General features: G+C 36.2%; 13 protein-coding genes. 10 read left to right on the top strand and 3 right to left on the bottom strand.

From position 1 onward, the window contains the following. Positions 1-44: 44 nt before the first annotated feature. Positions 45-1,127, bottom strand: a complete 1,083-nt coding sequence (locus K5S59_RS09680) for a chitinase (protein ID WP_098258587.1) — start codon at positions 1,125-1,127, stop codon at positions 45-47. A 270-nt stretch (positions 1,128-1,397) separates the two neighbouring features. On the opposite strand from K5S59_RS09680, the gene gabP reads away from it, so the two are divergent. The 8 genes from gabP to entD all read left to right on the top strand — a co-directional run bounded on the left by gabP (position 1,398) and on the right by entD (position 10,375). After that, positions 1,398-2,792 (top strand): GABA permease, encoded by a 1,395-nt coding sequence (gabP, locus tag K5S59_RS09675; protein ID WP_120450800.1) that lies wholly within the window; start codon positions 1,398-1,400, stop codon positions 2,790-2,792. Positions 2,793-2,926: 134 nt separating this feature from the next. Further along, positions 2,927-3,265 carry a hypothetical protein gene (locus tag K5S59_RS09670; RefSeq protein WP_002072695.1) on the top strand — a complete coding sequence of 113 codons (339 nt, stop codon included), beginning with the start codon at positions 2,927-2,929 and terminating at the stop codon, positions 3,263-3,265. Positions 3,266-3,582: 317 nt separating this feature from the next. Then, a complete protein-coding gene (locus K5S59_RS09665) occupies positions 3,583-4,125 on the top strand; it encodes a DUF420 domain-containing protein (protein ID WP_000228318.1) in 543 nt (180 codons plus the stop codon). 116 nt (positions 4,126-4,241) lie between these two features. Then, positions 4,242-5,405: an iron-containing alcohol dehydrogenase gene (locus K5S59_RS09660; protein ID WP_001179070.1), complete on the top strand. Its 1,164-nt coding sequence runs from the start codon at positions 4,242-4,244 to the stop codon at positions 5,403-5,405. Positions 5,406-5,563: 158 nt separating this feature from the next. Further along, on the top strand, positions 5,564-6,316 hold the full coding sequence (locus K5S59_RS09655; RefSeq protein ID WP_000957277.1) for a DeoR/GlpR family DNA-binding transcription regulator: 753 nt from the start codon (positions 5,564-5,566) through the stop codon (positions 6,314-6,316). Next, on the top strand, positions 6,313-7,224 hold the full coding sequence (pfkB, locus tag K5S59_RS09650) for a 1-phosphofructokinase (protein WP_000640831.1): 912 nt from the start codon (positions 6,313-6,315) through the stop codon (positions 7,222-7,224). The genes K5S59_RS09655 and pfkB overlap by 4 nt, the downstream gene beginning before the upstream one ends. A gap of 13 nt (positions 7,225-7,237) precedes the next feature. Beyond that, positions 7,238-9,094 carry a PTS fructose transporter subunit IIABC gene (locus K5S59_RS09645; RefSeq protein WP_000704622.1) on the top strand — a complete coding sequence of 619 codons (1,857 nt, stop codon included), beginning with the start codon at positions 7,238-7,240 and terminating at the stop codon, positions 9,092-9,094. A 348-nt stretch (positions 9,095-9,442) separates the two neighbouring features. Further along, positions 9,443-10,375, top strand: a complete 933-nt coding sequence (entD, locus tag K5S59_RS09640; protein WP_000734634.1) for a cell wall-binding protein EntD — start codon at positions 9,443-9,445, stop codon at positions 10,373-10,375. A 62-nt stretch (positions 10,376-10,437) separates the two neighbouring features. Here entD and K5S59_RS09635 read toward each other — a convergent pair whose 3' ends face one another. Next, positions 10,438-10,683, bottom strand: coding sequence for a hypothetical protein (locus tag K5S59_RS09635; protein WP_000814434.1), 246 nt, complete (start codon positions 10,681-10,683; stop codon positions 10,438-10,440). Between the two features lie 181 nt (positions 10,684-10,864). Here K5S59_RS09635 and miaA point away from each other — a divergent pair, with 181 nt between their 5' ends. After that, entirely contained in the window at positions 10,865-11,818 is a 954-nt protein-coding gene (gene miaA / locus K5S59_RS09630) for a tRNA (adenosine(37)-N6)-dimethylallyltransferase MiaA (RefSeq protein ID WP_000504367.1), read from the top strand. A 21-nt stretch (positions 11,819-11,839) separates the two neighbouring features. Then, on the top strand, positions 11,840-12,064 hold the full coding sequence (gene hfq / locus K5S59_RS09625; protein ID WP_000813896.1) for an RNA chaperone Hfq: 225 nt from the start codon (positions 11,840-11,842) through the stop codon (positions 12,062-12,064). 80 nt (positions 12,065-12,144) lie between these two features. On the opposite strand, the gene K5S59_RS09620 is transcribed toward hfq, so the two are convergent. Further along, positions 12,145-13,035: Gly-Xaa-Xaa repeat protein (locus K5S59_RS09620; RefSeq protein ID WP_220784050.1), on the bottom strand; the 891-nt coding region annotated here is incomplete at its 5' end.

The raw sequence follows: 13,035 nt of genomic DNA, 5'->3' as shown, positions 1-13,035 counted from the left end.
AATAAAAAACAACAATAGGTCATATAACCTATTGTTGTTTTTTATTATTTTTGCAAGGGGATGGCATCAAAATATGTTCTATAGTTATTAGAGAATTCAAAGTTGTTTTTTGCATCCCAATTAATAGACCAAGACATTAGGCCGCGGAATGCAGGGTAGCCGCTCTGATTTGAAAGCTTATACTTTCCTCCGAAAGGAATTCCTTTCATGATATAATCTAAAGCTTTTTTCATTTCAGTTGGAGAAATATATCCGCCACTTGGAGCGGCCGCTGGTGCTGCAGGAAGTCCAATCATGACTTGATCCGAACGAAGGGCTGGGAAAATGTTATTTGCATTACCACCTACAGGAAAACCATGTAAGAGCATATCTGCCATAGCGACCTCGTAGTCTGCAGTACCTTGATTGTAGTTATTACCGTCCATTCCAATCCCGCTGCCAGCATTGTAGTGTTGAACGTGAATGTATGTTAGTTTGTCTTTCACTCCGTAAATGATTGGTAAATATGCACCCCAGATGCTTCCGTATGCGCTATAACCACCTTGAACATAAGCTGTTTCAGGGGCCATGCTTAATAGAAAATTTGTACCATAATGATCTGAGATTGTCCGAATAGCTGAAATAAGATTTACGATTTGAGGAGTCGTGGGGTTTTTGAAATTAGTGTCATTTCCGTTTAAGTAAATTCCTGATTCAAGGTCAATATCTATTCCATCAAAACCGTATTTATTGATTAGAGATTGTATGGAATTAATAAAACGTAGCTTAGCGGCATTGTCAGGAAGTAAAACGATCCCATTTTGTCCACCTATTGAAAGAACTACTTTTTTTCCTTTGCTTTTTAAATAAGAAATATCTGATTTGAATTCTGCATCTGTACCATACACAGGAGAAAATTCAACAGTGGAACGATCACCACCAGTTTCACCGAAAGATACATTGATTACATCCCATTTTGGTGAAACGTCTCTTAATTTAATAATGCCAGTACCGTTATCGAAGTTATGCCAATATCCAACGAGTAATTTTGATCCTAAATTGTTTGCTGCTTGTGCTTGAAAGGGAGATAGCGGTAGCAGTAAGAAAATTACTAAAGTACAACAAATGAATTTGAACTTGTTTAACATATCAACACTCCTATACAAAAAGTTGTCTAGATGTATAATCTTGTTTATTTAATGATATCTGAAAATTCACTCTTTTGTAAGGTAGCTATAATTTTCTCAACAATTGTGTATGAGAAATTATTAAACCTAATGAAATAAATTCTGAAGGAGGTCGAATTACGATTGTTAAATTCAGAATATTTTGATATATTTTAAAGTATAGGACAAGATTTTTTGCATAATACTCTTACATAAATTTCAAAATTAAGTTTGGAAGGGGATGTACAAGAGTTGGATAAAAATCTTAAGAAAGACCTCAAAATACGCCACATTACAATGATCTCAATTGGCGGTGTAATAGGTGCTGGTTTGTTTGTTGGAAGTGGTGCGGTTGTGCATTCAGCAGGTCCAGGTTCTATCGTTTCATATGCATTAGCAGGACTTCTAGTTATTTTCGTTATGAGAATGCTAGGAGAAATGGCAGCTATTAATCCGACAAGTGGTTCATTTGCAACATATGCAAGAGAGGCAATTGGTCCATGGGCAGGTTATACAATTGGGTGGCTATATTGGTTTTTCTGGGTAATTGTTATTGCAATAGAAGCTACAGCAGGTGCTGGTATTATTCAATACTGGATTCCAGAAATCCCACTCTGGCTATTAAGCTTAATATTAACGATTTTATTAACATTGACGAATGTTTTCTCGGTGAAATCATTTGGAGAATTTGAATATTGGTTTTCATTTATTAAAGTAATAAGTATTGTTTTGTTCCTTTGTCTTGGACTAGCTGTTATTTTAGGATTTGTACCAGGAACGGAAGTACCTGGCACTTCGAATTTAATAGGTCAAGGAGGATTTATGCCAAATGGTATAAGTTCGGTGTTACTTGGAATCACCGTCGTTATATTTTCATTTATGGGATCTGAGATTGTTGCAGTAGCCGCTGGAGAGTCTGCCGAACCTGTAAAGGCAGTAAAAACAGCAACAAATAGTGTAATTTGGCGTATTCTCGTATTTTTCATTGGATCGATTGCTGTAGTTGTTACACTTCTTCCATGGAATTCGGCGAATATACTAAAAAGTCCGTTTGTAGCGGTACTGGAACATATAGGGATACCAGCGGCAGCACAAATTATGAATTTTATCGTTTTAACAGCTGTACTTTCTTGTTTAAATTCGGGTTTATATACGAACTCAAGAATGCTTTTTTCGATGGCAGAAAGAGGAGATGCTCCAAAGGTATTTTTGAAATTGAATAGTAGTGGTGTTCCAGTTCGGGCGGTTTTATTTGGAACTTTCTTTGCTTACATTGGAGTTGTTTTTAGTTACATATCTCCAGATAAAGTATTTTTATTTTTAGTGAATGCATCTGGCGGGATTGCGTTACTCGTTTATCTCGTTATAGCAGTTTCTCATTTCAAGATTCGTAAAAAAATGGGGAAAGTAGAACAACAAAATTTGAAAGTGAAAATGTGGTTTTTCCCGTATGTAACGTATGTTACAATTGCCGCTATTATAGCAGTTTTAGTTGCAATGCTTGCAATTGAATCTTTACGTTCACAGGCACTTTTAACGATGCTTGTTACTGTTCTTATAATAATTTCTTATTTTATTTTTAATAGAAAGAAAAATAGTACAGTGTTGAATACTACAAGTAAGAATGAGGAATCTGTTCGATTCTAATTTCTTATTTTCGAAGAAATAGTACATCCAATCATTGCTAGAAAAGATTCATATATAAGTAAAGAAAAGAGTAATTACTATTGTCATAGTGAATATAAACTTTTTTCTTGACTTTTTATACGAAGGCGAGCAAAATGGTAAAAAAGGAAGGGGGGATGACAATGGAAGAGTACGTATTAGAGCTGTATAACCTGTTATATACGACAGAATGGCAAGATATTGTTTCGTTTCTAGGAATAATGTTTTGTATGAAAATTGTAATTGTATATATGGAAGAGCAAGGTATGTTCTATTCCTTCTCATCCCCGTTCGATGTGCAGCGCGAGCCGTTGCCAAACTATGCCAAGGTAAATTACGAACAAATTCCTTTTGTTATATTCTTTATGATTCGATTTATAACAGCAATTGTAAAGAAAAAGGAAAGTGACGATGAAGAGTGCCACTCAACTTGTAATATAGCGACTGCTTTTTAAGCTAAATACAAGGAGGAGATTTATATGTGGTTTCGATTTCTTATGATTGGTTTCTTTTCATTAACAGCAATTTCTTTAATGGGATATCAAGTGTCTGAAATTTTTCAAGCATATAGCAATACGTTTTTCAACAAAAACTAATTACATTGCTATTTAAATAATAAAGCGATAAAATCCTTCTTAAGAAGTTTTATTAAGAAGGATTTTTTTCTTTGCTCTGTCTTACTGTGTCAAACTATTGTCACATTTACACTGTGAATAATATGTTAAAATAGTGAGGTTACGTATACATATTTGAAGGAAGAGGAGTGACCATTTTGGTGGATCAATCAACTAGTCAGAAAAGCTATGCTCCTATTGTGATAACGCTTTCTGTAATTGTAAATGCGATTATTTTATTTTTGTTCTTTGGACCTGTTGGCTATGAAGGAGAAGTGCATTTTGATGTAACAATTTTACCAATGTTAAATGCAATTTTTAATAGCTTTACGTTCGTATTCTTATTAGCAGCTTTATACTCGATTATTAAGAAGAATGTGAAAATGCACCGCGGTTTCATCCTGGCGGCATTTACAACGACGTTGCTATTTTGTGTTTCTTATTTATCGTATCATTACTTGGCGCCGGCAACACATTTTGGTGGGGAAGGATTCATTAAATATGTGTACTTCATTATTTTAATTACACATATTATCCTTGCAGCAATTATTGTACCACTTGCATTGTTTGCACTTGTATTTGGTTTTACAAATCAATTAACACGTCATCGTAAAATTGTACGTTGGACGATGCCAATTTGGTTATATGTAAGTTTATCTGGTGTTATTGTTTACTTAATGATCTCACCTTATTACCAATAAAAAATCTCAGCCTGTAGGCTGGGATTTTTTTGTTAGGCAAATATTTTTGTGAAATGAAAAAAATATGGTATACAAAAGTATAGTTGCTTTTTATATAGAAGGGATGGTAAAGGGATATGCAAAATTTTGTATTTCGTAATCCGACGAAACTTATTTTTGGTAAAGGTCAATTAGAACAGTTAAAAAATGAAATTCCACAGTTCGGTAAAAAAGTTCTTCTCGTATACGGGGGAGGCAGCATTAAAAGAAATGGTATTTATGATAATGTACTTTCTATTTTAAAAGATATAAATGCAGAAGTATTTGAATTGACAGGCGTTGAACCGAATCCTCGTGTATCAACTGTAAAGAAAGGGATTCAAATTTGTAAAAATAATGGCGTCGAATTCATATTAGCAGTTGGCGGAGGCAGTGTAATCGACTGTACGAAAGCAATTGCTGCTGGTAGCAAATATGATGGAGATGTATGGGATATTGTAACGAAAACAGCATTTGCTAGTGAGGCGTTACCATTTGGTACGGTGCTTACTCTTGCAGCAACAGGATCTGAAATGAATGCGGGTTCTGTCATTACAAACTGGGAAACGAATGAAAAATATGGTTGGGGTAGCCCAGTTACTTTCCCGCAGTTTTCGATTTTAGATCCAGTTCATACTGTGTCTGTGCCGAGGAATCAAACAATTTACGGTATGGTAGATATTATGTCACACGTATTAGAGCAATATTTCCACCACGGAACAAATACAGAACTACAAGATCGTTATTGTGAATCTGTATTAAAAACAGTAATTGAAACCGCTCCTAAGCTTTTAAGTGATTTAGAAAGTTATGAGCATAGAGAAACCATTTTATATTGCGGTACTATGGCGTTAAACGGCATTTTAGCGATGGGAGTTAAAGGAGACTGGGCGACTCATAATATTGAACATGCAGTTTCTGCGGTTCATGACATACCACATGGAGGCGGTTTAGCAATTCTATTCCCGAACTGGATGAAGCATGTTGTAGACGAAAATATAAGTCGTTTTAAACAGTTTGCTATTCGTGTATTCGATGTAGAAACAGATGGGAAAACTGATCGAGAAATTGCGTTAGAAGGAATTGAGGCGTTACGTCAATTTTGGACTTCAATTGAGGCACCGGTAACATTAGCTGATTACGCTATTGGAGAAAATGAAATTGATGTAATGGCGGATAAAGCGATGGCTTATGGTGAATTTGGTAACTTTAAAAAATTAAATAAAGACGATGTTTTAAGCATATATAAAGCTTCCCTATAAGTGAAGCAAGTAAAGGAACCCATTTGATATAACAATCAAATGGGTTTCTTTTTTGTTGTTTATAACTGTTCTTGATTGATTTTGGTTATTTATGAATGTTTATGGTTGATTTTTGTGATCGTTTTCATTATACTGTAATCAAAGAAGAGGTGAATAAAATGTTAACTCCTGAACGTCATCAAATGATATTGCAACTTGTAAAAGAGCAGAAGGTTGTTAAATTACAACAATTAGTAGAAAGAACAGAAAGCTCTGAATCAACAATTCGTCGTGATTTAGCGCAATTGGAAAAACAAAGGTTATTAAAAAGAGTTCACGGTGGTGCAGCTGTTTTAACAGGAAAAGGACAGGAGCCGACGATGGTTGAAAAATCATCCAAAAACATTCAAATAAAACAACAAATTGCGAAGTATGCCGCTAGCATTGTTGAACAAGGTGATTGCATTTATTTAGATGCAGGAAGTACGACATTTGAAATGATTCCATTTTTAATAAATAAAGATGTTACTGTCGTTACGAATGGACTTATGCATATTGAAGCTTTAGTTGAAAATAATATTCGTGCATATTTACTAGGCGGAATGATGAAAAGTAGGACGAAAGCTTTAATTGGTGCTATGGCACAGGAAAGTATGCAAAAGTATCGCTTTGATAAATGTTTTTTAGGCGCAAATGGTGTACATGAACAGCTTGGTTTTACAACGCCAGATCCAGAAGAGGCACTATTAAAACAAATGGCATTAACATTAGCGAACGAAGGATATTTCTTAATTGATGAAAGTAAGTTTTCAGAAGTTGCGTTTGCGAAAATTGCCAATGTTGAAGAGGCAAATATTATTACAAACCATTTAGAAATTGATTTAGAAAAATATAAAAGACAAACCAATGTAATTGAGGCTGATAAACAATGATCTATACAGTTACTTTAAATCCATCTATTGATTATGTAGTACAAGTTAATTCCTTTGATTTAGGCGCAGTAAATCGAGCGGAGAAAGATATGAAATTTCCTGGAGGGAAAGGCATTAACGTTTCTCGCGTTCTTCATCGTTTAGGTGTTGAAAATATAGCACTTGGATTTACTGGTGGATTTACCGGTCGATTTATTAAAGATATATTACAGGCGGAAGGTGTAACAACAAACTTCGTCCAAGTAGATGGTGATTCCCGAATTAATGTAAAAATAAAAGGGCAAGAAGAGACAGAATTAAATGGGCAAGGTCCTAATGTGACAAATGAGCAATTTGAACAATTAATGAAACAAATTAAAAGTATGAAGCAGGGAGATTGCGTTGTACTAGCTGGAAGTGTACCGGCGTCTATCTCAACTACTTTTTATGAATCAATCGCAGCTCTCGGAGCTGAAAAAGGTATTCGCGTAGTAGTCGATGCGAGCGGAAGTGCACTGCAACATGTAATTAAAAATAAACCATTTTTAATAAAGCCTAATCATTATGAACTTGGTGAGTTATTCGGTGTAGAGATTTCCACAGTAGAAGCTATTTTACCGTATGGAAGAAAATTAATTGAACAAGGTGTAGAGCACGTTATCGTATCAATGGCCGGAGATGGAGCTTTATTATTTACGGCAGAAGGTATATATGAAGCAACTGTTCCAAAAGGTGTTGTAATTAATTCGGTTGGGGCCGGAGATTCTCTCGTTGCAGGATTTGTAGGGAAATATGAACAGACAAAAGATATTGAAAAGGCATTTCAATATGGCGTTGCAACAGGGAGTGCAACAGCATTTTCAGCTGATTTATGTGAAAAGGAAAAAGTAGAAGAATTATTGTCGCAAGTAATTGTAACTAAGCGATAGGGGGAAGCAACATATGAAAATTACAGAACTATTAAAAAGGGATACAGTTATTATGAATTTGACAGCTTCAAATAAAGAAGCTGTCATAGATGAATTAGTTGAGAAATTAGACGGCGCAAATCGTTTAAATAGTAAAGCGGAATTTAAAGAAGCTATTTTAAAGAGGGAGTCACAAAGTACAACTGGAATAGGGGAAGGGATTGCAATCCCTCATGCGAAAACAAAAGCTGTTAAGCAACCGGCGATTTGTTTTGGTAGAAGTGTAAGCGGTATCAATTATGAATCGCTTGACGGACAGCCAGCGCATTTATTCTTTATGATTGCTGCGAGCGAAGGGGCGAATAATACTCATTTAGAAACGTTATCGCGTCTATCTACAGTATTAATGGATGAAGAATTTCGGAAGCAATTATTAGAAGCAAAGGATGAAGAGGAACTTCTTCGTTTATTTGATGAAAAAGAGAATGAAAAAGAAGAAGAGGTTGAAGTTGCAAAACCAGAAGGAAATGAACCGTACGTATTAGCGGTTACGGCTTGCCCAACTGGAATCGCTCACACGTATATGGCAGCGGATAGCTTGAAAGCAAAAGCAGCAGAGCTAGGTATAGCAATTAAAGTTGAAACGAATGGATCAACAGGCATAAAAAACGGTTTAACGAAAGAAGATATTGAACGCGCAACGGCAATAATTGTTGCAGCAGATAAACAAGTGGAAATGAACCGCTTTGCTGGGAAGCATGTCATTCAAGTACCGGTCGCTGATGGGATTAGAAAAACGGAAACACTTCTTAATCGAGCTGTAAAACAAGATGCACCAATCTTTAAAGGGTTAAAAGAAGATGGGAAGACAGAAAGTACAGAGAAAGAAAAAGGATTAGGAATTTATAAGCACTTAATGAGCGGTGTAAGTAATATGCTTCCATTCGTTGTTGGTGGCGGAATTTTAATCGCATTAGCATTTATGTTCGGTGGAATTAAGGCGGAAGGCCCTATTGCTGAAATATTAATGACTATTGGAGGTGGAGAAAAAGGAGCCTTTTTATTCCTTGTACCAATTTTAGCTGGATTTATTGCAAGTTCTATTGCTGATCGACCTGGTTTTATGCCTGGTGTTGTAGGTGGATTTTTAGCAGCACAAGCAAATGCTGGCTTTTTAGGTGGATTAATTGCTGGTTTCTTAGCTGGATATGTTGTTGTTGGTTTGAAAAAGTTATTTTCTAGTTTACCAGCGCAGTTAGAAGGTATTAAACCAGTCTTGATTTATCCGGTATTAGGGTTATTAATTACAGGTTTTATCATGTTAAAAGTGGTTAATCCACCTGTAGTTGCGTTAAATGAAATGTTAACGAGTTGGTTAAATAGTTTAGGTGGTACAAATGCTATACTATTAGGTTTAATTTTAGGTGGTATGATGGCAATTGATATGGGGGGACCAATTAATAAAGCAGCATTTACATTTGGTATCGCTGCAATCTCAGCAGGGAACTTTGGTGTTCACTCAGCAGTTATGGCTGGTGGTATGGTACCGCCGTTAGCGATTGCATTCGCAACTACCGTCTTTAAATCAAAGTTTACTGAAGCAGAACGTAAATCTGGTTTAACAAATTATATTATGGGGGCGTCGTTTATTACAGAAGGTGCGATTCCATTTGCAGCTGCAGATCCGGTTCGAGTAATAGTAAGTTGTGTTGTTGGTTCAAGTATTGCGGGTGCATTATCTATGTTATTCCAAATTACATTACCAGCACCGCATGGTGGATTGTTTGTTATCGCATTAGTAAATAAACCGGTGTTATATATTTTCTCGATATTGATAGGGACAGTTGTCTCAGCTCTTATGATGGGGATTTGGAAAAAGAAAGTTAAATAACATATGAAAAGGGAGGAGCTTTTATTAGCTGCTCCTTTTTATTACAAAAAAGAAGGTTAATAATTGGAGAATGATGGATTTTGGTAAAAGATGTAATGAAATATGAATTTTTTGTAACAAAAAAGTAATACTGTAATTTTTTCTGGAAAAAAATTCTGGAGCTTGTATGTGGAAAATATATGAAAACTATTGGGAATTCTATTGGAAATGGAATTAATCAATATGGAAATTTATGTTACAGCTCATTAATCGTATATTACGAATGGTTTGTAATTGTGTGATTTCTAAAAATCCTAAAAATCTGTTGCTATAATGAAAATACGAAAACAAAGCAAATGGAGGCTATTCATGAAAAAATTATTAGGTATAGCAACGGCAGCAGTTTTTGGTCTTGGGATTTTTGCGGGTTCTGCGAAAGCAGAAACGATTGTAACAACAGACGTATTAAACGTTAGAGAAAACCCAACTGTAGAATCAAAACTTGTAGGTAAAATGTTAAGTGGAAATACATTAGATGTTGTAAATACAGAAAATGGATGGACAAAAATTAAATTAAATGGTCAAGAAGCGTTTGTGAATGCTGAGTTTACAAAAAGTACATATTATGTAACAGCGGGCGTGCTAAATGTTCGTGCTGGAGCGAATACGGACTCTGAAATTCTTGGTAAACTTAATAAAAATGATGTAATTGAAACGACAAATCAAGTTCAAAATGAATGGTTACAATTTGACTATAATGGAAAAACAGGATATGTTCACGTGCCATTTTTAACAGGGACGGCACCTGTGATTGAAAAGAAAGAAATTGTAACGCAAGAAGAAGCGCCGGAAAAAGTAAATACGCCGGTTAAAAATAATAAAGCAGTTAAGAATAAAGAGTCTGTTAAGAATGTAGAATCAAGTAAACCTGTGGCAAAAGAGAAGCCAACTGCGAAACCAGTTGCGAAATCTACTGAAACAAGTGCGCCTGCTGGTGGACGTGAAATAACAGTAGAAGCGACAGCGTATACAGCGCATCCAAGTGAGAATGGTACGTATGGTGGTCGTGTATTAACTGCAATGGGGCATGATTTAACAGCAAATCCAAATATGAAAGTCATTGCTGTTGATCCTAAAGTAATTCCACTTGGATCAAAAGTATGGGTAGAAGGATATGGAGAAGCGATTGCTGGAGATACAGGTGGCGCGATTAAAGGAAATCGTATTGATGTTTTAGTTGGTTCAGATGGCAGTGCTGATAACTGGGGGCGCAAATCTGTAAAAGTGAAAGTTATAGAATAGTATATATGTATGAATATGAAAGGCGGTTGCTTGAAAGTACGTAAGCAACCGCCTTTTATGGATTATTGAAAAGGATAAATGGTTTTACCTGTAATAATTTTATATGCACTGCAAAATTGATTTTGAATATATTCTGTATTTTCATTTTCTGGATGTAATGTTGTTTCTTGAAGAGTAGAATGAAAAGAACGTAGCAAACAATTTAAGGCGAAGTATAATTCTTCTTGTGAGCAATTTTGTTCTTTTGTAGCAGTAGCTAAAATGAGGTCTTTTGTTAAAGATGAAAAATTAAGGGTGGATTGTTTCATAGTCAACTCATCCTCTCGAAGGTATTTTTAATCATGTATATGCGGAATTGGACAAACTATGTTCTTTTTTATTTATAATTTCATGTACCGGAATGAAAGAACTTGCAATCATGCCGTTAAAATTGGTAAGATTGGATATAATCAATAGATGGAGTACATCACATAAAGAGAGTTGAATGATATGGGAGAAATGCAACGTGAAAAAGTTGCTGTCATCATTGGACCAACTGCTGTTGGGAAGACGAAGTTAAGTATTGATCTTGCTAAAGCGTTGAATGGTGAAATTATAAGTGGAGATTCCATGCAGATTTATCGTACGATGGATATTGGAACTGCAAAGGTGACGAAAGAAGAGATGGACGGAATTCCACATTATATGGTCGATATAAAAAATCCGGAAGAATCATTTTCTGTTGCCGAATTTCAAGAACGTGTTCGTAAGCATATTCGAGAGATTACAGAGCGTGGTAAATTGCCAATTATTGTTGGTGGAACTGGGCTGTATATACAATCTGTTTTATTCGATTATCAGTTTACGGATGATGCTGGTGATACTATGTACCGAGAACAAATGGAACAGTTAGCATTAGAACGTGGTGTGGAATATGTACATAAAAAGTTACAAGAAGTAGACCCAGAAAGCGCTGAGCGTATTCATGCAAATAATGTACGCCGTGTCATTAGAGCGTTAGAAATTTTCCACACGACGGGTGAAAAAATGAGCGATCAACTTGAAAAACAAGAAAACGAGTTATTATACGATGTTTCCTTGATTGGCTTGACAATGGATCGAGAAATGCTATACGATCGCATTAACTTACGAGTTGATATAATGATGGAACAAGGTTTATTAGAAGAAGTAGAAGGATTGTATAATAGCGGGATACGAGATTGTCAATCTATTCAAGCGATTGGGTATAAAGAGATATATGATTATTTTGCGAATCGTGTCTCTTTAGAGGAAGCGGTATCACAATTAAAGACGAATTCACGTCGTTATGCAAAGCGTCAATTAACGTGGTTCCGTAATAAGATGGATGTCACATGGTTTGATGTTACAGACGGTGAAAAAACGTCAGAAATTTTACGATACATAGAAGGAAAGTTACAACTAAAGTCGAATAATAGTAAGTAGAGAAAAAGAGGAGGATTCGACATGAAGCAATCAATCAATATTCAAGATCAGTTTTTAAATCAACTCCGTAAAGAAAATACGTTTGTTACGCTGTACTTATTAAATGGTTTCCAGCTTCGTGGATTAATTAAAGGATTTGATAATTTTACAGTCCTACTGGAAACAGAAGGTAAGCAACAGCTTATTTATAAACATGCAATTTCTACATTTGTACCACAAAAAAATGTTTCAATTGAATTAGAGTAGTAATGAATTATTGTACATAACAAAAAAAGAGCGAGTTTCTCGCTCTTTTTTTATTTGCCATAAACAATAGATCATGGAATTTAAGCGATTCTAAATACAGTAAGACGAATGTTAGTGTTTCCTGTTGCAGGGATCGTAATCTCGTTAAGAGTAGATTGGACTGAAATGTTTGCGCCAGCTCTTAACGTTTCGATTGTAGTAAATGAAAGTGAGTCGCCTATTAGATTTGAAGAGAAGTTGTCAGTTGCGACTGCTCCATTTATTGAAATTCCTACTCCGAGTGGTGCACATCCTGGTGCAGTTGTAGAAATCGATACGCTAATGACATAAATACCACCGTTGATAACTGTAACTGTATCTGTGCCATTAAAGATAATATTGTTTACGTTAATTGCAGTACTGAAAATAAAGTTATTAAATTGTAGTACTGTTTGTTGAATGTTGTTTGTTACAACAATTGTTGCTACAGGGAAGCTAGGTCCAGTAGGCCCGGTAGGTCCAGTAGGTCCACCAGAAGGGCCAGTAGGGCCAGTAACCCCTATACCAGTGGCACCGGTAGCGCCTGTTGGCCCTTGAATACCTTGAGGACCAGTAGCACCCGTGTTACCTTGAGCACCCTGAGGACCAGTGGCACCAGTAGCACCTGTGTTACCTTGAACCCCTTGAGGACCAGTAGCGCCCGTGTTACCTTGAGCACCTTGAGGTCCGGTAGCACCAGTAGCGCCCGTGTTACCTTGAGCACCTTGAGGTCCGGTAGCACCAGTAGCACCTGTGTTACCTTGAACCCCTTGAGGACCAGTAGCACCAGTAGCACCTGTGTTACCTTGAACCCCTTGAGGACCAGTGGCACCGGTAGCACCCGTGTTACCTTGGATACCCTGAGGACCAGTAGCGCCTGTGTTACCTTGAGCACCTTGAGGTCCGGTAGCGCCGGTAGCACCCGTGTTACCTTGAGGTCCAGTAGCGCCGGT

Origin of the sequence: Bacillus sp. BML-BC051, assembly GCF_019656175.1 — a bacterium.
GTDB classification, from domain to species: Bacteria; Bacillota; Bacilli; order Bacillales; family Bacillaceae_G; genus Bacillus_A; species Bacillus_A mobilis.
The sequence above is the reverse complement of the archived record's forward strand: the minus strand, read 5'-3'. Positions and strand labels throughout refer to the sequence as shown.